This window comes from Microvirga sp. jy35 (assembly GCF_056148915.1).
The window spans coordinates 1-18528 of the sequence record NZ_JBWBEW010000040.1 but is presented as its reverse complement, the minus strand read 5'-3'; the positions used below and the strand labels follow the sequence as shown (position 1 = coordinate 18528).

18 protein-coding genes are annotated in these 18528 nt (G+C 58.5%); 8 read left to right on the top strand and 10 right to left on the bottom strand.

The annotated features are described in order from the left end of the window. Positions 1-5: 5 nt before the first annotated feature. From AC0QTX_RS22105 to AC0QTX_RS22090, 4 genes are read right to left on the bottom strand one after another with little or no spacing between them, the layout of a single operon-like run. Positions 6-974, bottom strand: a complete 969-nt coding sequence (locus AC0QTX_RS22105; RefSeq protein WP_474605981.1) for a TMAO reductase system protein TorT — start codon at positions 972-974, stop codon at positions 6-8. After that, a complete protein-coding gene (locus AC0QTX_RS22100) occupies positions 971-1942 on the bottom strand; it encodes an ABC transporter permease (RefSeq protein ID WP_474605980.1) in 972 nt (323 codons plus the stop codon). The genes AC0QTX_RS22105 and AC0QTX_RS22100 overlap by 4 nt, the downstream gene beginning before the upstream one ends. Beyond that, positions 1939-2904, bottom strand: coding sequence for an ABC transporter permease (locus AC0QTX_RS22095; RefSeq protein ID WP_474605979.1), 966 nt, complete (start codon positions 2902-2904; stop codon positions 1939-1941). Before AC0QTX_RS22095 ends, AC0QTX_RS22100 begins: the two co-directional genes overlap by 4 nt. 29 nt (positions 2905-2933) lie before the next feature. Then, positions 2934-4442: a sugar ABC transporter ATP-binding protein gene (locus AC0QTX_RS22090; RefSeq protein ID WP_474605978.1), complete on the bottom strand. Its 1509-nt coding sequence runs from the start codon at positions 4440-4442 to the stop codon at positions 2934-2936. Positions 4443-4670: 228 nt separating this feature from the next. Here AC0QTX_RS22090 and AC0QTX_RS22085 point away from each other — a divergent pair, with 228 nt between their 5' ends. Next, on the top strand, positions 4671-5639 hold the full coding sequence (locus AC0QTX_RS22085) for a LysR substrate-binding domain-containing protein (RefSeq protein ID WP_474605977.1): 969 nt from the start codon (positions 4671-4673) through the stop codon (positions 5637-5639). A gap of 319 nt (positions 5640-5958) precedes the next feature. Here AC0QTX_RS22085 and AC0QTX_RS22080 read toward each other — a convergent pair whose 3' ends face one another. The 6 genes from AC0QTX_RS22080 to AC0QTX_RS22055 form a co-directional block, all read right to left on the bottom strand. Continuing rightward, positions 5959-6570 (bottom strand): alpha/beta fold hydrolase, encoded by a 612-nt coding sequence (locus AC0QTX_RS22080; RefSeq protein WP_474605976.1) that lies wholly within the window; start codon positions 6568-6570, stop codon positions 5959-5961. Positions 6571-6890: 320 nt separating this feature from the next. Beyond that, positions 6891-8108, bottom strand: coding sequence for an MFS transporter (locus AC0QTX_RS22075; protein ID WP_474605975.1), 1218 nt, complete (start codon positions 8106-8108; stop codon positions 6891-6893). A gap of 38 nt (positions 8109-8146) precedes the next feature. Further along, the gene (locus tag AC0QTX_RS22070) at positions 8147-9457 is read right to left on the bottom strand and encodes a D-serine ammonia-lyase (protein WP_474605974.1); all 1311 of its coding nucleotides are present in this window, start codon (positions 9455-9457) and stop codon (positions 8147-8149) included. A gap of 87 nt (positions 9458-9544) precedes the next feature. Then, a complete protein-coding gene (locus AC0QTX_RS22065) occupies positions 9545-10213 on the bottom strand; it encodes an L-2-amino-thiazoline-4-carboxylic acid hydrolase (RefSeq protein ID WP_474605973.1) in 669 nt (222 codons plus the stop codon). Next, complete coding sequence (locus AC0QTX_RS22060) at positions 10206-11264, bottom strand: D-cysteine desulfhydrase family protein (RefSeq protein ID WP_474605972.1); 1059 nt, start codon at positions 11262-11264, stop codon at positions 10206-10208. The genes AC0QTX_RS22065 and AC0QTX_RS22060 overlap by 8 nt, the downstream gene beginning before the upstream one ends. Next, positions 11261-11986, bottom strand: coding sequence for a GntR family transcriptional regulator (locus tag AC0QTX_RS22055; RefSeq protein WP_474605971.1), 726 nt, complete (start codon positions 11984-11986; stop codon positions 11261-11263). Before AC0QTX_RS22055 ends, AC0QTX_RS22060 begins: the two co-directional genes overlap by 4 nt. 69 nt (positions 11987-12055) lie before the next feature. On the opposite strand from AC0QTX_RS22055, the gene AC0QTX_RS22050 reads away from it, so the two are divergent. The 7 genes from AC0QTX_RS22050 to AC0QTX_RS22020 all read left to right on the top strand — a co-directional run bounded on the left by AC0QTX_RS22050 (position 12056) and on the right by AC0QTX_RS22020 (position 18469). Further along, complete coding sequence (locus tag AC0QTX_RS22050; protein WP_474605970.1) at positions 12056-13564, top strand: M81 family metallopeptidase; 1509 nt, start codon at positions 12056-12058, stop codon at positions 13562-13564. A gap of 61 nt (positions 13565-13625) precedes the next feature. After that, positions 13626-14687, top strand: a complete 1062-nt coding sequence (locus AC0QTX_RS22045; protein ID WP_474605969.1) for an ABC transporter substrate-binding protein — start codon at positions 13626-13628, stop codon at positions 14685-14687. A 5-nt stretch (positions 14688-14692) separates the two neighbouring features. After that, positions 14693-15514, top strand: coding sequence for an ABC transporter ATP-binding protein (locus tag AC0QTX_RS22040; protein WP_474605968.1), 822 nt, complete (start codon positions 14693-14695; stop codon positions 15512-15514). Next, positions 15508-16314, top strand: coding sequence for an ABC transporter permease (locus tag AC0QTX_RS22035; protein ID WP_474605967.1), 807 nt, complete (start codon positions 15508-15510; stop codon positions 16312-16314). Before AC0QTX_RS22040 ends, AC0QTX_RS22035 begins: the two co-directional genes overlap by 7 nt. Further along, on the top strand, positions 16311-17048 hold the full coding sequence (locus tag AC0QTX_RS22030; RefSeq protein WP_474605966.1) for an ABC transporter permease: 738 nt from the start codon (positions 16311-16313) through the stop codon (positions 17046-17048). The genes AC0QTX_RS22035 and AC0QTX_RS22030 overlap by 4 nt, the downstream gene beginning before the upstream one ends. Positions 17049-17514: 466 nt before the next feature. Continuing rightward, complete coding sequence (locus AC0QTX_RS22025; protein WP_474605965.1) at positions 17515-17937, top strand: HNH endonuclease; 423 nt, start codon at positions 17515-17517, stop codon at positions 17935-17937. 160 nt (positions 17938-18097) lie between these two features. Continuing rightward, positions 18098-18469, top strand: a complete 372-nt coding sequence (locus tag AC0QTX_RS22020; RefSeq protein ID WP_474605964.1) for a hypothetical protein — start codon at positions 18098-18100, stop codon at positions 18467-18469. Positions 18470-18528: the final 59 nt, after the last annotated feature.

Sequence of the window (18528 nt, the reverse complement as noted above, 5' to 3'; positions counted from 1 at the left end):
ATAGATTAGGGACGGTAATCGCTCGGCGCAACGACGTTGCTCAAGTCGACGGAGGACAGGTTGTCCGAAGTGACCAGGAGCGCCGGTAGCACCACTTCCTTTTCGACAGGCTGCTTATTGGCTGCGGCCACGGCCTGCTTCAACGCGGCGCGGCCCTGCGCCACGACTTGCTGGATCGACGTACAGACCAGCTCACTGTCCTTGAGGAGTTGTTGCGCCGTCGGGCTCAGGTTGGAAGCTGAGACCTTAACGCCCTTCAGCTTTCCAGCCGACTTCAGCGCGGAGACCACGCCAGCCGCCATGTCATCCGTTGCGGCATAAACGCCGTTCAGATCAGGAAACCGCTGCGTCCAGTCTTCTGCAGTCGTGAGTGCTGCATTGCGATTATCCGCAAGACGAGACTCGGCCACTATTTTCATGTCCGGCGCCTCCTTGGAGAGGGTATCTTTGAATCCTTTTGCGCGTTGATCTGACCAGGCCTGTCCAGTCGGGCCAGCCATCATCGCGACATTGCCTTTGTTCCCGAGCGCCTTTGAAAGGCACTGAGCCTGGAGCTTGCCCATGTCGTAGTGATCTGCACTGACGGTCGAGGCGAGCTTTGGTGTGTTTGGCGGGGACGAAATTCCAACGACGGAAATTCCTCGCTCAATCGCCTGCTCGACAACTGCTTTCACCGCGTCTCCGTTCGTCGCCCCGACGATGATTGCGTCGGCCTTGCGCTGCATCAGGTCCTGAATCTGGGCGATCTGCTGACTCGAATTGGCGTCGCCACCGGCGTTCAGCTTGAGCACCTTGGTCCCAGATTTCTTTGCTTCGTCCTCGATTCCATACACGGCAGAAATCCAGAAGGACGAGGCAAGATTGGGAACAGCTACACCAATCGTCTTTTCTTGAGCCACGGCTGTGCTTGCCATCATCGCGATCGAGGCAAGAAGGCTGAGGCCTCCGAGAAGCGTCATCGTCGTCTTTCTCATGTTCGACTCCTTGAGTTGACTGGGGCGAAGTACCGGACGGCATATTCGAGGAGGCCTGAGCCAATGATCACCAGGCCAACCGCGATCTGGGCAACGAAGGGCGAGACGCCCTGAAGGTTCAGGCCGGTGAGGAGAACCTGAACGAAAGCTGCTCCGAGCACGACGGAGGACACGCGGGCGACTCCGCCTGACAGCGCGGTTCCGCCAATTACAGCTGCCGCAATGGATTGTAACTCCATGCCCGTTCCCTCGGTTGGGAGACCGGTTCCCGCCCGAACGGTCAGCAGCACACCGGCAAGGCCGGCATAAAAACCGCAGAGTTGGTAGGCTCGGATCTGCGTGCGGGCATAGCTGATGCCAACCAAATGAACCGCGTCAGGGTTCGAGCCCAGCATGAGGATGCGCCGTCCCACTGCGAGGCGGTTCAGAATCCAGGCGGCGAGCCCGACGAAGGCAACTGCTCCCCAATAGGCCGGCGGCAATCCAAGAACCGGATCAAATGCCAGCCGAGCGGCTGTGGCTGTGTCATTGAGCGGCACAACCTGCCCGTCGTCCGTGAGCAGCAGCGAGAGGCCGCGAACCCCGACCAACATTCCCAGGGTGGCAACAATCGGCTGGACGCCGACGAACCCAATGAGAACCCCGTTCAACGTTCCAACGCCAAGACCGGCTAAGGGACCGAGGAAGAGACCTGGTAAGCCGAAGAAATTGGCGCCAAGCGCAGCGATGGTGCTCGATAGTGCAACCGTCGCACCCACTGAAATATCAAAGCCGCGGGACGCGATGGCGAACATCTGACCGACGGCCAAGAGCCCCAGAATCCACATCTGGGCGACAATGCTCTGAAGATTGCCTGTGCTGAGAAACTCGGGTGCGGTGGTCGCAAATGCGACGACCCCAATCCCAAGACATAAGGGTGCCACAAGGAAACGTCCGCCGGAGCGAAGGAACGGGGCATGAACTCTCATTGTGACCCGCCTCTTCTGGCGAGGAGATGCCACATCACTTGGATTGGAGCGGACGCTCTTTGCAAAACAACTGTTCCAAGAATGACAGCTGCCATCATGAGCTGCTGGTAGGCGACAGGGAGGTTCAGCAGAACGACTGCATTGTTCATCATGGCGATGATCAGCACGCCGCAGAGGACCTGTGAGGCACGCCCCTGCCCTCCCGAGAGCGGGATACCTCCGATGGCGCATGCTGCAATAGTTTCGAAGGGCAGATTGGGAGCAAGGCCCGGCTGGCCTGATCCGACACGGCTTGTCAGGATAACGGATGCTAACGCACAGAATCCTGATGCGACGATGTAGCCCGCGAAAATGGTAAGCCTGACCCTGATCCCGGACAATCTCGCAGCTTCGGAATTCGCTCCTACGAGATACCAGAGGCGACCTATGTGGGTGTGGGTAAGGAGGCCATAGAGAGCAATGAGGCTCAGGACCGCGGCGATGATCGGCACAGGCACACCGCCAACGCGACCACGCGCGGGCCAGGTGAAGGCGTCGGTGAGGGGAGCGTCAATCGGAAGCCCGCCGGCTAACGTTGCAGCAAAGCCGGCCACGGCCATAAGCATACCCAGTGTGACTAGAAAGGGTGGGAGATCAAAACGTGCAACGAGCGCTCCATTCAAAGCACCAACGAGCAAAATGACGCCCGCTCCCGCGGCAAAACCTCCAGCAACTCCGAGGTCGGGTAGCATCAGGACCGTCATGATGCTCGCAAGTGCGACGGACGATCCGAAGGAAAATTCGATCCCACCAAGGATGAGCACAATCGCTTGGCCACATGCCACGATGCAGAGAATAGAGGCGATGCGTAAGACGTTCTCTATATTGCCGAAGGTTGCAAAACGGGGGACAGCAAGTGCAAAGAGCACGAAGACGGCAAGCGTGAGCCAAGCAGATGTCGGAGGAATAAACCGGTTTTTCATGCTTTGCTTCATGGGAACTGTAAGAGCTGTCAAGCAGCCGCCCTCCCTGCCAGGGATTGCATGAGAGCGGCTCGGCCGGCTCCCCAAGGAAGTTCACATTCAACGTTTCCATGGCGCACGACCAGGATACGATGAGAGAGAGCCATCACTTCATCGAGGTCGCTTGAAGCCAGCACAACAGCAGCTCCGTTTCGAGCGGCTTCAATGATCGCTTCATGAATCGTCTCTCGGGCCGCAATATCAACGCCGCGGGTTGGCTCAAGAACGATTAAAGCACGGAGCTGCGGCAAAGATAAGCTGCGCGATATGAGGAGCTTTTGCTGGTTGCCGCCACTGAAATTTGCAGCCTGCAGATCTGGTTGAAAGGGATGCAGCTTAAGACGTTGCAGCCATGGCAAGATGCTCTCACTCTCTACCTCTCGGTGAAGAATGCCGTGGGTTGAGAAGCTTTTGATTATGGATGCAGAGGCGTTTTGCAGCGCCGTCAACATCGGAAACAGTCCTTCCGCATGGCGGTCGCTGGGAACATAGCCAATGCCAGCAGCAACGGCTCTTCCACGATCACCCAGAGGGATGGCCCGCTCGCCGACCTTCAACGTGCCTGAGACGGCAGAGCGAGCGCCAGCCAGAGCCGATGCTAGTTCAAGTACCCCCGAGCCAACCAGGCCGGCAAGTCCAACGATTTCACCGGCGCGAACCGCAACGTCAAATGGGGATGAGTTCGCGTGAAGTTGAAGCTTGCTCGCGCGGACCGTGACGTCTCCAGGGGGCGGCAGATCTCGGATCGCGATATCAACGGCCTCTCCGAGCATCGCGCGAACGAGGTCTGTGCGGGTCAGACTTGCGCGTGGCTCCCCATCGATAACCGTCCGACCGTCCCGCAACACTGTAACATCGTCGGCGAGAGCATCGATCTCATCGAATTTGTGGCTAATGAACAGAACGGCAGTTTGTTGGGAGCACAGAGTGCGGACGACGCCAAAGAGGCGCTCAGCCTCCTCTTGGGTCAGTGCAGCGGTCGGCTCATCAAGCACCAGGACCTTGCACTTCTGCCCAAGGCCGCGGGCAATCTCCACAAGCTGCCGTTCGCCGAGTGAGAGAGCTTCAACAGGCGTCTCGGGATCCAGATCGAGCCCGACGGCTTTGAGCCAGGTCTCTGCTTCTTGGCGGCTGATGGTGGCGGACTTCGCCGAAAGGCTTCTCGTGCTGCCATACGAGAAGGCCGAAAGATTTTCGATGATGCTGAGATGGGGAAATAGGCTCAGGTGCTGGTAGATCGGAATGATTCCAGCTGTGATAGCCTCCTGGACTGAGCGGAAGCGTACAGCAGAGCCATCAATCGTGGTTGCGCCTTGTTCGTGCTGAATGGCCCCGACAATGATCTTCACCATCGTACTCTTGCCGGCCCCGTTCTCTCCAAGAAGAGCGTGAACCCGTCCGGGAAAGAGGCGTAGGGACGCATCGCGAAGAGCGCAGGTTGCACCGTAGTGCTTTGCAACTCCCTGGACCTCGAAGACAGGCGCAACGTATGTTGTCACAAGCCCTCCCCTTTGTCGGGTCTGGCTCTGGCTGCAGATGCCTTGCGGCTCTCCTCAGCCAGAGCGTCCCTAGAATAGGATCAAAGCTAGAGGACTTCTCGATGCACCAACAAATGATTAATTGTGCGCCATGGATGACAATAGCTCATGCATGAGCAAGGGGGCGGGGCTGGATCTTCGAACAATATGAGGTAGGCTTGCGATAAGATGGCCTCGGGATCCAGGACCATGCGACGCAAGCTTCCTCCGTTATCCGCTCTGCGAGCTTTCGAGGCTGCTGCACGGACTTTGTCGTTTACCAAGGCTGCAGAGGAATTGCTGGTCACCCAGGGTGCCGTCAGTCGCCAGATTCGGCTTCTGGAGGAGCATCTGGGCGTGGCGCTGTTCACGAGGTCGATCCGCAAGGTTGAGCTCACACCTGAGGGCGAACAGTATTTTATTTCGATAGGAAGGGCCCTCGACGAAGTTGAGAGTGCAACCGGACGCCTGCGATGCGAGGGACGCCGGGAGGTCATAACGATCAGCGTTCTCCCAACGATCTCGTCGTTCTGGCTCATGCCCCGTCTAGCTGCATTCTCGGAAGCACAAGGCAAAGCCGAGGTGCGCATCATCAACTCAATTGAGCCGGTAGACCTTCAGGCAAAAGGCGCGGATCTGGCGATCCGTGTCGGTCGCATTCCGGGAGAGGAATTCGGTTCCGACAACCCGAGAATAGAAATGGACATGGTCACGGATTGGCGTGGCATCCATTCGGACTTGCTGTTCCCCGATGTACTTGCCCCTGTCTGCGCTCAGCAGCTGATCGATGTAAATGGTCCACTTATGTCGATTGACGACCTCGCGCGTTACCGGCTTATTCATGTCACGACGCGCCGATACGCCTGGCATGACTGGCTCAGGGCGAATGGATCCTCGCTAGTTCCCGACCGGGATGCGCTTTATTTCGGACACTTCTTTATGGCCATGGAAGCGGCGCGTTCTGGTAAGGGGGTCGCGATTGTACCAACTGTGCTTCTCAGACATTACGAAGCAGCCCGCGACCTGATCTGTCCGTTCAAGCCCGGGATACGCAGCGCCGGAAACTATCACCTGCTCTTCCATGGAAGCCGTGCGACGGATCGGCACCTAACACTGTTCAGACAATGGCTGGCCGAGGAAGCGTCAGCCGAGCGTGAGGCGGACCTCGACGTCAAGTAACATTGACGGCGCTGTTGTGAACTGCTGCCCAACTCCTGAAAGAAAATAGCTTAAGTTCTTGGTGGGGATCATGAACCGCACGTAAGGCGAGGCCCCTCCGTCGCGCAAAATCCCGGAACTGGCAGGCTAGGAAAACTCTGCTGAATTCTTGGTCTGGCATGCCACTCTTTTGGACCACCGTCGAGCCTATCGTAGCGGCGACCAGATGAGTAGTCCTATATTACATTACCTACGTTGATCGATCACTAAGACCTGCAGCGCTCCGGTTGCTTCGCGGTCTCAATGATCTCAGTGACGCTTGGCGCGGCCTGAGTAGCAGTTACAGCCTATTGTCGAGCCACTTCTCGACTAATTCGGAAAAGCCCTCAGGATCCTGATCGGGCCAGAGGTGCCCAACGCCGGGCACTTCGATGTGACAGCCATTGCTGAGGCAGCGAGCGGCTGCGCGGGATCGGATCTTGAAGACGAGTCTGGTAGCCTCACCCCAGGCAATCGAAACCGACACCTGGATCTTGCCCAGATCTTCGCAACTCAAATGCGGCGGTGCAGCCTGAGACAGCAGCAGTGGCATGGTGTGGGCATTTTCCAGTTCGATTGCGCGGCACTCGGCTGCCCGTCTGTCGAAGAATCCCTCGCCGCCGGACCCGTTGATCAGCAGGCGTACGGCCTCTGTCATGTCGCCCTTGCCAGCAGCCCGGAAAATGGGGCCGAACATGGCCTGCGCATCACGACCGAAGGCGGCGAGGGCCTCACCATCGGCAACATAACTCGGCACGCCTGGTTCATAAATAAAGACGCGGCTGAAGAGATCGGGGCGCTTCGATGCTGCCTGAAGCGCAACATGTCCGGCATAGGACCAAGCGACGAGAGCTACCGGTCCGGCGCCAAGAGCTTCGCAGAACGTCATGAGGTCGTCAGCATACGTGCCCATTCCAAAGGCTGGTCCGTCGGCGCGCCAGGGCGAGGCGCCAAAATATCTTTGCGTATAGGCCGCACCGGTAGCGGACCGATAGCGCAGTACATTGCCGCCGCCACGTTCTCAGGTCTCCGAGGGCGCCATGCAGGAAGACGATGGGAGAACCGGCTCCGGCATCAATGTAGGAGAAAGTGTCCTGCCCAAGAGAGATTTGCCAGATAGGAAGGCCACGCGCGGAAGTTGCTTGAGAGTTCATGGGATCTTCTATTTGTTGAACGAAGCTTGGATACCTTCGACGTGCAAAGCCGCGTTGATCGATATCCATTTGGAAATGGCTAACTTCTCTCTACGGGACGTGGAAGAACTGAGAAGAGAAGAAGACCAACCGCCATGCTCACGGCGATGAACCACAGCACAGCGGAAAACTGCTCTCGGCCGGATGAAATCGCCCAGGCCGCCACTGCGCCCGAAGCTCCTTGAACGGCTGCAATGCCCAGGAAAACCGACATGTTGAAGGTTGCGAGCGCTCGTCCGATCAGAGCCTTAGGGTAAATTGACTTCACATAGGCGTATTGCAGAACCGTCACGGACGAAAGCAGGCCGATGATCACCGTCATTGTGGCGTTGCCGGTTGCATCAAATCCCACGCCGGATGCCATCAGCACAAGGGCAAGGGTTAGCCCCAACGAGACGGCAACGATCGCCTTTCGTCGCGATGCCGAACCAGGATCAAGTGGACCGGCGAGAGCGGGTCCGATGATCATGGCTATCGTCATTGCAAAGGCGATGTAGCCTGCCTCTGTTAGTGAGAAGGTATGCCAACTGACGAAGATCGGTACGATCCAGAGCCCACGGATTGCGATGACGGCTGCGTAGGTGACGAATCCCAGCGCGAAAATTCCTGCCGTGTCGAGTCGCAGTAGCGCTTTCATTCCTTTGACGGCTTGCACGACGGATTCGGTGCAATCTGCCGTGTTCGTGCTCTCGCGTACGTAAGACAGGCATGCCACTAGGCTGAGTGCGGACAGGAGACCAAGGATTCCGAATGCAATGCGCCATGACGTATGCTCGATGCACCAGGCCAGCGGCGTTGTCGTCAACAGCATCCCCAAGCCGCCGACAGCCGCGATGAAACCCGACAATGGGCCAAATCTCTCCGGCGGGTATTCACGGGACACATAGACTAGGGAAGCCATGAGTGCCGGCGAGCAGCCGATCCCGATGAGGGCCTGACCCAGCAGGAGCACGGGAAAGGAAGGAGCGAGCGCGCACAGGCCCGCGCCGGCGATGGCAACGGTGGTAAAGGAGAGCACGACGGCACGAGGACCATAGCGGTCAAGACCTATTCCCACGGGGATCTGCATCAATGCGAATGCAAGGTGGAAGATACCGGCAAAGGTCCCGATCTGCTCCGGGGTCACCTGGAACGCCTGCTCGAGATCCCGAACGATGATCGCCGGGATGGTGCGAAAGGCTTGACTCAGGGCAAAGACCGAGATCAGTGCAGACAGCGCGAAGCCATCCTGCCTATGACCTAAGGCACGAGTGCTCATCGGATGTTCCATTGGGTCGATTGCACCACGCGCCGCTCTTAAGTCCTCGTATGTGCCAGGACTTTTTCGAATTCTTCCGCTGGAAGCAGAGAGCCGCCTGTCGTCCAGGCAATGCAGGTGGAAGGAAGCTGGGCTCCCTGCATCTTCAGCCCTTTGAGATAGGAGGCGACGGATGCAAATCCCGAGGCGGCGGAAGGCTCCAGCTTCATTCCCCCCTCTTCGAACAGGACTCCAGCCCAGGAGAACAGGCTGTCGTCGGAGACGGTTACGACCGCATCGACAAGAGGTTGCATGGCTCTGGCAACCAGCATGGAAGCTTGAGGAACGGCAAGGCCGTCGGCAGCCGTCCTATTGTCCAGGCCGAACTCGTAGACGCTGACCGGGCGCTCGATGCCTGCGGCGAGCTGCACGAGCATGCAGGGCGAAGCGACGGGCTCGACGAAAATGCACTGAACGGCGTCGCCGAAGATCGATTTCAGCCCGAACGCCACTCCACCGGGAGCGCCTCCCACCCCGCAGGGAAGGAAAACTGCGAGCGGGCTCTGCTCGGAAACGTCGATGCCAGCATTCTTGATCTGGGCGGTAAGGTCCAGGGCGGCGGCGGAGTAGCCGAAGAACAGTAGGCGTGAATCCTCATCATCAATGAAATGGCAGAAGCCTCGCTTTGAGGCCGAGTCGCGTGCTCCAGCAACAGCAAACGAATAATCGGCCATGTGCTCGACCACCTGGGCACCGATACTGCGCAGGCGCGCCTTCTTCCATTCCTTCGCATCACTCGACATGTGAACCTCGACATTGAAGCCGAGGGCCCGACCGATCACGCCAACGCTGAAGCCGAGATTGCCCGTGCTGCCGACCAGAAGCGTATGCCGGGCGAAGAGGAACCTGGCCATCTCGTCCGCCAGAACCTCGTAGCCGACTTCATTGCCGATAATGTCCTCCCGGAGCGCTAGCTTTTCCGCATAGACGAGAACTTCATAGACGCCGCCACGCGCCTTGATGGTGCCGGTCAGGGGCAGAGCATGGTCGGCCTTCACAAGAACGGTTTTCGACAGGCCGCCGGTGACGCGCACGGACAATTCGGAAGATAAGGGCAGCAGCGGTGAGTCGATGCGTCCCTCGGTCTCGCGGGCATCCGGAAAGAGGCGGGCCAGTAACGGAGCGAAGCGGCGCCAGCGGTCGGCAGCCTCCTGGACCTCCGACACCTGAAGTTCGACCTTCTTGAAGGCCTGCGATGCCGGGAGCAGAAGGGGATTGAACCACACTGTGGGCTCGCCGGCGCGCACCTGATCCGGGATCCCTCCGGAATGGCCCTGCGCTCGCGATAGATTCGGTGAGGGAAGGCTCATATGCTCGCTCCTCGTCGCATGTCGTCAAAAGATGCAAAATGTATTAAATCGACAGGGAAAGGCTCCAGTGTCCCATGCCTTTCCGCTTTATTTCGTGGATTCGTCCGCCTTAGAGAACTGGAACCGGCACTTGTCCGCGTTCATGGCGAGCGTCGTCGGTCGATCGAAGCTGACACCGTAACGAGGGTGCGTGACGTCCGCCGCCCAAATCGTGTCCATGGCGCAAAACACCGGGATGACCTCGGGGTATCCGATCGACCGGAGCAGATCGTTATATAGGCAGCGTGTGATGTTCACGAAGGAGCGCTTCTCGTCACTGACTTCCTGCTCATAGGCGAAGTGCGAGCCGAACCGCTCCTCGCCACGCTTCTTGAAGTTTTCGCGGATGCTCGTGAAAGCCTGCTCGGGTTCCGCCCGGCTCACGCCGAGGCGGGCGAAGGAATAGGCCTCCGCGTTCTCCAGCACCCATTTGGACATCGCCGCGACAAGGGCGGAAATTGCTTCCTGCGTGTCCAGGTTCCGCTTGCGCAGAGCCTTGTAGAGCGCAACCGTGAACGCGGCATGTTCGACGATGCCGATGGATGCCTCATCGACCTTGAACTTGCCCTGCTGGCTGTCGATGGCAGCAGCGTCCTCATCGACCTCGGCGTCGAACCATCCGCTTCGCACATCGGCGCTCAAGCGCTCGTCTCCGAGCGCCCACTCATAAAGCGCGTCCTTGAGACTTCTGATCCGGGCCTCGTTGTCGCTACGCATAAGCCCTGCTTTCCGTGAGACCGGAGTTCATGCCCATGCCTGCGGCCGTGAACTCGTCCGAATAGGCGAAGAGGCCGGGCAGACCTCCGCTGTGGACGAAAACCACCGTTTCGCCCGGCGCGAACGCTCCCTGCTCGGCCAGTCCCCGAAGTCCGGTAAATGCCTTTCCGGTGTAAACCGGATCGAGGAGCACGCCTTCCGTTCCGGCTAGCATGCGGATCGTATCGAGAACCCGGTCGTAGGGGATGCCGTATCCGGCGCCTACGTAGTGGTCGTCCACCTGCACTGTGGAGGCGTCGAAGGGCTTGTCTCCCATGGCCGCGCAAGCCTCTAAGGCAATAGCGGAGACGATGTCGCACAGCTTCTCGGCGGGATGCAGGACGCTGATACCATGAACCCGGGCATCGGAACCGGCAGCATGAAGACCTGCGAGCAGCCCCGCCTGGGTGCCGCCGCTGCCGCTGGCGACGACCACGTGGTCAGGCTTTGCGTTCTGTTTTTTCAGTTGATCCAAGAACTCGAAGGCGCAATGCGCCATGCCGAGCGCCCCGAGGCAATCCGAGCCGCCGAAGGGAATCACGTAGGGCTTCCGGCCCTGCCGGCGCAGGACTTCCAAGTGTTGCGCGCACCACTCGAGAGGATCGGCCTCAGAAGAGAGAATGTGGATGTTCGCGCCGAACAACTTGGTGAGCAGGAGATTGCCGTTGCTCTCGTACAGCGCCCCGCTGCGGGGCACGCGCTTGGAGAGGACGAGTTCGCACCGCATCTCGAGCTTGGCCGCAACGGCAGCGGTTAGCCGAGCGTGATTCGATTGCAGCGCTCCGAAAGTCACCAGGGTATCTGCGCCCTCTGCCTGCGCCTTACCAACGGCGAACTCAAGTTTTCTCAGCTTATTGCCGCCGGCCCCGATGGTGGCGATATCGTCCCTCTTGATGAAGAGCCGGATGCCGCCGAGGCGCTCACCGAGTCTCTTGTGCTCCACGAGAGGGGAGACTTCGTTGAGCAAGGAAACATGCTTGAACTTGGCCGTCAGATCGTAGGTGCTGGTCATACTCTGGTGTTCCTTACATCCGGTCCAAGACCGAAGCTGATTTCATCCAGAAGCTCCGTCAGGGCATCCATGACGATCCGCTCGGATTGATTGATCTGCCTAAGGGCTATCTGCGCGGCCAACTCGCCCTGACCCGACACCAGTGCCGAGATTAGCTCCTCGTGCCCATGCTGCCAGTTGTGACTCCAATTGACGTAGCGCATGCCAACGCGAAGGATGCGCTCGCTCTCATCATGAAGCTTCTTGATGATCTGCGTGATCCGCTGATTACCTGCGGCTTCGGCGATACTGCAGTGCAGGGCGGCATTAGCGGCGAAGAACTTGGCCTCGCTCTCCGGATCCGCAGGATCGTAGCTCTGGCCCATGATCTCCTCGAACTGCGCAAGTTGCTTCTCGTTGACGCGGCCGGCTGCACGTTGCGCAGCCTCCGGTTCGAGAAGTTTGCGCAGGTCATAGACCTCGCGAACGTCACGCAATGTGATGGGCTTGATGATATAACGGCGCTTTGATTGTGCTACGAGCCAACCCTCGTGGCCAAGCCGCGCCATCGCATGTCTGACGGGAGCGCGCGTCAGTTCAAACTGCTCCATCAAATCCAGTTCGGTGACGGGAGCGCCTGGCTTCAGCTTCCCAGACAATATTCCCAGGTGAATGCTGCGAAACGCTTGCTCCGTCAACTTCTCCTGGGGCTCAGGAAGGCCCTCTAAAATGTTTTCATTCATCTTAATCGCCTCTTGACATGTTAAATCAGCTTATGGGAGCTTTTGTAAATGTCAATCTGGAGTGCTTCCATGCGCATCGCGGTTGCCGGCTTCGCCCACGAGACGAACACCTTTGCTCCCTTCCCAACCAAGTACGGCGACTTTGGCGACTGGACGGGCGGCGGTATTCCCGTCGGGCAAGACATCTTCACGAAGACCCCGAGCAAATTCAGCCTTCATGGTTTCGCAGAAGCGGCACGCCGGGATGGGCATGAACTCTTGCCCCTCATCCATGCCTTCGCGCCTCCCGCAAGCCGTCTTGAGCACGAATGCTTCGAGCGCATCATGTCCCAGATGCTCGACGCTTTGAGCAAGGTTGAGCGTCCCGACGCCGTCTTTCTGGAACTGCATGGCGCTATGGTTGCCGAACATGTGGAGGATGCGGACGCGGAGGTTCTGAGACGCGTGCGAGCCATGATCGGCCCGAATGTGCCGCTCGTCGTCTCATTGGACTCCCACGGCAACGTCACGGCGGAAATGATCCAGATCGCGGACGGCATAGCGGCCTATCGCACCTATCCGCACGTTGACATGCCGGAGACGGGCGCGCGGGCTTACCGGCTGCTCGCTCCCCTGCTTGCGGGTGGTTCGCGCCATGCAAAGACATTCCGATCCATTCCGTTTCTCATGCCGATATATCTGCAGACCACTATGGAGGAGCCCTGCCGTTCCCTCTATGCCTCCTTGGAAAGTTTGGAGAAGGACGCCGGAGAAGGCACCTGCCTGTCCTTCATGACAGGCTTTCCCCTGGCCGATGTGCCCCAGTGCAGGCCCTGCATTTATGGCTACGGCCCGGATCAGGAGCGCCTCGAACAGGCGATTTCCCGCTTGGAAACAGAGATCCTGGCAACGGAAGCGCACTTCTCCGTCAACCTGCCCGATGCTGACGGCGCGGTGAAGAAGGCGCTCTCCCTGTCGTCAGGCAAACCGATCGTGATGGCGGACGTGCAGGACAATGCAGGCGGCGGAGCAACCTCGGACACGATCTGGATCGTCGACGCGCTCTTGCACGCCAATGCCCCCGATGCCGTCGTAGGATTGCTCTACGATCCGGACGCCGCCGGACTCGCCCATGCAGCCGGAGAGGGAGCCGAGATTGTTCTCGACCTTGGCGGCAAGGGGATGCCCGGGCATCAGCCTTTGAGACAGTCCTTTATCGTCGAACGCCTGCATGACGGCCCCTTCGACCTGCATGGCCCCATGCTCGGCGGAACTAAAATGAGCCTTGGCAAGATGGCTCAGCTCCGGTGCCGTGGGGTGCGTGTTGTCGTGACCTCGCTGCGCACTTGGTATGTGGAGCGGGAGAGCTTCCGCGCCGTCGGAGTGAATCCGGAAGAGCACCGCATCGTGGTTGTGAAAAGCACGAACCACTACCGTGCTGATTTTGCTCCCATCACCGAGAACATCATCGAGTTCGCGGCTCCGGCTGCGGTCACGATGAATCCCGCCAAGTTGAATTACAAACGCTTGCAGCCCGGCACTCGGCTGTACGGCAACGGCCCCGTTTTCCTGGGGCATGAACAAGAAGGAAGTGTGTGAAACACTTTCGCTGAAACGCTCAAGCCTCGAGAGTGCGGCAAACCAGAAGGGAAAGGAACACATGAAGACTCTCAAGAATGCGCTTGTCGCCACATTGGCCTGTTTCATCGGCGCAGGATCGGCTTCGGCCGCCGAGAAGATCAAGATCGGCGCTCCCAATCCTTGGCAGCCCTACACATCTGCCCTCATCTACGGCAAGAAACTCGGGTTCTTCGCAGAGGAACAGCTGGATCCCGAATTCGTTGCGGTTCAGGGGACGGCGATTCTGGTGCCCCAGGTCGCCAACAAGACCATCACCTTCGGCCTGCCCAATCCCGATCTGCTGCTGGTGGCCTTGGATAAGAACGAGCGCTTTCCCGTCAAGCTCTTCTACAATGCCTATACGATCTCGCCCTTCGAGTTCGTCGTTCGCGCGGACACCCCGGTCAATTCCATCGCGGACCTGAAAGGCAAGAAGCTCGGCGTCGGCGCCCTGACGTGGGGCAACATCCCGATCCTGAAATCGATCATGAAGGACTCGGGCGTCGAATGGATGAAGGATGTGACGGTCATGCCTGTCGGCCTCGGACCGGCAGCCTGGAGGCAGTTGAGTTCAGGCCAGGCCGACTCCTTGAGCCTCTTCGCCCATCAGCATGAGTCGATGGCGCTGGCCGGAACGAAGATCAAGCGCCTGCCCATTCCGGAGAAGTACAAGGCCCTGTTCTCGAACGGCCTGATCGCTCACGACGACACCATTGCGCAGAATCCGCAGCTGGTCGAAAAAATGGCGCGCGTGATGGCAAAGTCGAACTTTGCCTGCAAGGCCAACCTAGAAGCCTGCGTACGTGCCTTCTGGGACTACGACCCGGCGGCGAAGCCCACGGCCGATAAAGAAGCCGAATACATCTCCAACAATGTCCAGCTCACCAAGCTCGACATGGACATCGTCTTCGGCGCGGCCAAGGAAGGTCGTTTCGGCGACTACGATCCGGCCTCTGTCAAGAACCTCATCGAAGTGATGCACCAGAGCGGCCAGTTGAGCCGGGGTGATCTGAATCCGGATCTCTTCGTCACACGTCAGTTCATCGAAGGGGCTAACCGCTGGGATCGGGCCGACGTTCTGAGGAAGGCAACAACGAAATGAACCGGATGGCACATTCCAAGCTCCGGCCCGTCATGAATGCCGCCGAGCCGGCTTCGGTGCACGAAGCCGGCCTCTCGATCCGCGATGTTTCGCTCACCTATGGAACCAGCCGAGGGCCTCTCAAGGCCCTCGACAATCTCTCGCTCGACGTGAAACCCGGAGAGTTCGTGGCCGTTCTCGGCCCTTCAGGATGCGGCAAGTCCACCTTGCTGAAACTCGTCTCGGGTCTCCTGTCCGCGACGGAGGGTGAGATTCACCTCAAGGGCAAGCCGGTCACCTCACCCCGGTCGGATGTCGGCATTGTTTTTCAGCAGGCCACGCTTCTGCCCTGGAAGACGGTTTTGAACAACGTCCTTGTGCCCGTTCGCGCCATGGGGCTGCCTGTCAAGGATTACCACGACAAAGCGCTCAAACTGCTCAAGCTCGTCGGACTCGAAGCCTTCGCCAACCATTATCCGTCAGAACTTTCCGGCGGCATGCAGCAGCGCGTGGCCGTTGCACGTGGCCTGATTCACGATCCTGCCCTTCTGCTCATGGACGAGCCGTTCGCGGCTCTCGACGCCATGACGCGGGAGCATATGATGATCGAGTTGCAGCGCATCTGGGCTTCGACGCAAAAGTCCGTGCTTTTCATCACGCACTCCATCCAGGAAGCCGTGTTCCTGGCCGATCGTGTGCTGATCATGGGAGGAAGGCCGGGGCGCGTCGTGGATGAGCTGGTTGTCCCCCTCGAGCGCCCACGCACCGTCGAGACCATGACGCGCAAAGACTTCAATGATCTCCTCGGACATCTGCGGCACGTCTTTGGTGAGAAAAGCACATGCTGAAAGTCACCGACAGGCTCGCGTCTCTTGCAGCCCCATTGCTCACGGTCGCCGTGCTTTTCCTTGCCTGGTATGCAGCGGTCGCCATCTTCCAACCGCCGTCACATCTCATCCCGTCCCCCGATCGTGTTATCCTGCGGCTTTGGTCGGGCATCGCTGGCGGGGACATGCTGCCTCACATCGGGGCCACGTTGCTGGCCTCCTCCATCGGGTACTGCATCGGCGTCGCCATTGCTCTCAGCCTGGCGATCATCCTGACGGAGTTCCGGGTCCTAGAGAATGCGCTTTATCCCCTCGTCCTCTGCTTCCAGTCCATTCCGAAGGTTTCGATTGCTCCTCTGGTCTTCGTCTGGGCAGGCTTCGGCATGCAGAGCCAAATCGCCCTGGTTGCGCTGATCTGCTTCTTCCCGCTTTTCACATCCGCCTTCGCCGGATTGAAGAGTGTCGATCCGAATCTGATCAACTTGTTCCGCGTGGCAAAAGCCGGGAGGCTTCATACGCTGCTGCATTTGCGCATTCCGTCGGCCGCTCCCCAACTCTTCGTCGGGCTTGAAATATCGGCCTCCTTCGCTCTCGTGGGCTGCGTGGTAATGGAATTCATCAACGCCACTCAGGGAACGGGCTTCCTGATAGTGAACTCATCCAATACCCTGGATACGGCCACCTCAATCGCCGCCATGTTCGCGCTGGGCATCTTGGGCCTGATTAGCAGCGCGCTCGTGCGCGCAGCTCAGGGGAAAATCGTGTTCTGGCATCGGCCCGCCACCAACACCGTCAGTCTGGCTCAAAGGAGCGCCCTATGAAAAGGCTTCTGGCGCCCCTCGCGGCTCTCGTCCTCCTTCTCGCCGTTTGGCATTATTCCGTCATCCTTTTCTCCGTGGATCCGACCATCCTTCCCGCGCCTGCGGACGTGGGCAGTGCGCTCTACACCGGGCTGATCGGCGGAACGCTCCATGTGCACATCCTGACAACCCTGAGGGCTGCTGTCATGGGGTTCTTTCTCGGGTGCTGCGCGGGAATCGGGTTGGGCATCGTGCTCGGAGAGTTCAGGATTGGAGCGCGGTTCATTTTCCCTGTGGTCGTGGCTCTTCAAGCCATGCCTGTTGTGGCCATTGCGCCGCTGCTGATCGTCTGGCTTGGGATCGGCACCGAGTCGAAGGTGTTTCTGGCAGCGATCGTGTGCTTCTTTCCGACTTTCGTGAACACCTTTTCGGGAATGCATGCCTCGAAGCCGGAGCTTCTCGATCTATACAAGGCAGCTGGGGCCGGCCGCTGGTTGGCTCTGCGTGATGTCAAGCTGCCGTCGGCTGCGCACTTCATCTTCACGGGATTGCAGATCGCGGTTGTCTTGAGCCTCACAGGATGCGTGGTCGGAGAATTCATCGCGGCAACGAGCGGCTTGGGATATGTCATCAAATCCCTTTCGGGCCAGCTCGACGTCACCATGATGTTCGCCGCCATCTTTACCTTGTCCGTATTGGGTACGACATGCGGGCTTCTGGTTCGCGCATTGCATCGAGCAATCGTATTCTGGTGATACGAAAACCTATCCTTGCATGGGCATCGCCAAAGAGGCAGGATCCCGCGCAAGGAATCCAAAAGGTGCCCAGCGGAGGATTGTCACCCTGGCAACAAAATAGACGCAGTTCCAGTTACTTAGGTCGCATTCGCTGACATCCTGTGTAGCACTAATGTGTAGCCGCGTCGAGGTGCGAGTGAAGTGAGTGTGCGCGCACTGTTAGTGGATTCAGTGTAGGAGTTCGGACATTAGGACCAACCCCTTGCCTCATGACCTCGCTCGAGACCTCCAATCTCCTGATCAATTCGTCTCTTATACGCGAATGAAGGCATGGGTTCCCTTTTAACGATTCCGTGTCACCTTAAAGCCTCCTTCGGCCATCTCATCCTGCCCGGCGATACCCAAGCTCAACTTAGCCCCACGAATAAGCTGACCACTGAAGCAATATACATTGATACACTAAGCCGACGGCTAAGAGGGGCGCATGTCAAAAACTGAGGAACGTTTCATCCAATATGGCGTCGCCTCCGATTTGGCAGACAGAGCTACAGGGGCTGGGCTGACTGTGTCTAAGGTCCGAAGCCTGAGCCAGCAGGATATGATCTCCAAGTTCGGCATGACTGTCAAAGAAGCGAAGGAACTCCGCCACTGCGTTCAACGTGCAGCGATAGATAAAGATGTTGCCCAACTACTGCTCGAGTCGAGCAATTTTGTCTGCAGCATATGTAAGGGGCAGAAAGGCCTTTCCTATATTCTCCACCACATTGAGGAATATGAGAAGAGCCAGGATAACAGCTACGATAACTTGGTCGTACTGTGCCCTAACGACCATGATCTTGCTCATCGCGGCGGCCTAACACTCAGCCTAACGCCTGAGCAGCTTCGGAAAACCAAGGCAAACTGGTAGGCTCAAGTCGAAGTGATAAACGCCCAGCGCGCCGCACGCACTTTGACGATCAATGACGACGCTGTTGATTACGTCAACGTGCTTCGGATTGAGGAGCTGTGCGTCAGGTTGTTTGGGGCGGTGCCGCCGACGAGTATCAGCCCCTATGCTATATTGACGCATGATCAAGTTCGGGATGCCATGGAGGCTGTTGCGGCTGGTGATAACTTTGATCGCCGGTGGCATGGGCGCGTGGCTTCTGAAGGACGCCTTCTTTGATAAGGTGACTCAAGAGCTTATGGCTCTTTTCGGGCTGATGATGGCCGCGGTGCTTCCGGCCATGGTTCTGAACGCGACCATGCTACGACCAGCGGGGCTCTCCGTACGCCGCATCCGTCTCTATCAAAAAGCATTGGTCAGGCAAGTTCGTCTGTGGGCTTGGCTTTTCCTAGTATCTTTGGGAGCATGCCTGCTTATTGTCGTGGGTAAATCAATTGATTGGACTATCGCGATTTCGATACCCCCTATTGAGAAACTAGTGGATCGAATCTAACGCTTGGTGCCCACGCCTGACGGCGGCGATGATTTCATCCGGATCAGCCGTCCAGGTGA

What these genes read in the sequence shown, in the direction of transcription:
- AC0QTX_RS22070 (WP_474605974.1), bottom strand. Translation starts at nt 9,457, where the DNA reads ATGAGCCTTCCCTCACCGAATCTATCGCGAGCGCAGGGCCATTCCGGA.
- AC0QTX_RS22035 (WP_474605967.1), top strand. Translation starts at nt 15,508, where the DNA reads ATGCTGAAAGTCACCGACAGGCTCGCGTCTCTTGCAGCCCCATTGCTC.
- AC0QTX_RS22075 (WP_474605975.1), bottom strand. Translation starts at nt 8,108, where the DNA reads ATGAGCACTCGTGCCTTAGGTCATAGGCAGGATGGCTTCGCGCTGTCT.
- AC0QTX_RS22065 (WP_474605973.1), bottom strand. Translation starts at nt 10,213, where the DNA reads ATGCGTAGCGACAACGAGGCCCGGATCAGAAGTCTCAAGGACGCGCTT.
- AC0QTX_RS22060 (WP_474605972.1), bottom strand. Translation starts at nt 11,264, where the DNA reads ATGACCAGCACCTACGATCTGACGGCCAAGTTCAAGCATGTTTCCTTG.
- AC0QTX_RS22020 (WP_474605964.1), top strand. Translation starts at nt 18,098, where the DNA reads ATGATCAAGTTCGGGATGCCATGGAGGCTGTTGCGGCTGGTGATAACT.
- AC0QTX_RS22045 (WP_474605969.1), top strand. Translation starts at nt 13,626, where the DNA reads ATGAAGACTCTCAAGAATGCGCTTGTCGCCACATTGGCCTGTTTCATC.
- AC0QTX_RS22025 (WP_474605965.1), top strand. Translation starts at nt 17,515, where the DNA reads ATGTCAAAAACTGAGGAACGTTTCATCCAATATGGCGTCGCCTCCGAT.
- AC0QTX_RS22030 (WP_474605966.1), top strand. Translation starts at nt 16,311, where the DNA reads ATGAAAAGGCTTCTGGCGCCCCTCGCGGCTCTCGTCCTCCTTCTCGCC.
- AC0QTX_RS22095 (WP_474605979.1), bottom strand. Translation starts at nt 2,904, where the DNA reads ATGAAAAACCGGTTTATTCCTCCGACATCTGCTTGGCTCACGCTTGCC.
- AC0QTX_RS22050 (WP_474605970.1), top strand. Translation starts at nt 12,056, where the DNA reads ATGCGCATCGCGGTTGCCGGCTTCGCCCACGAGACGAACACCTTTGCT.
- AC0QTX_RS22105 (WP_474605981.1), bottom strand. Translation starts at nt 974, where the DNA reads ATGAGAAAGACGACGATGACGCTTCTCGGAGGCCTCAGCCTTCTTGCC.
- AC0QTX_RS22080 (WP_474605976.1), bottom strand. Translation starts at nt 6,570, where the DNA reads ATGGGCACGTATGCTGACGACCTCATGACGTTCTGCGAAGCTCTTGGC.
- AC0QTX_RS22055 (WP_474605971.1), bottom strand. Translation starts at nt 11,986, where the DNA reads ATGAATGAAAACATTTTAGAGGGCCTTCCTGAGCCCCAGGAGAAGTTG.
- AC0QTX_RS22040 (WP_474605968.1), top strand. Translation starts at nt 14,693, where the DNA reads ATGGCACATTCCAAGCTCCGGCCCGTCATGAATGCCGCCGAGCCGGCT.
- AC0QTX_RS22100 (WP_474605980.1), bottom strand. Translation starts at nt 1,942, where the DNA reads ATGAGAGTTCATGCCCCGTTCCTTCGCTCCGGCGGACGTTTCCTTGTG.
- AC0QTX_RS22085 (WP_474605977.1), top strand. Translation starts at nt 4,671, where the DNA reads ATGCGACGCAAGCTTCCTCCGTTATCCGCTCTGCGAGCTTTCGAGGCT.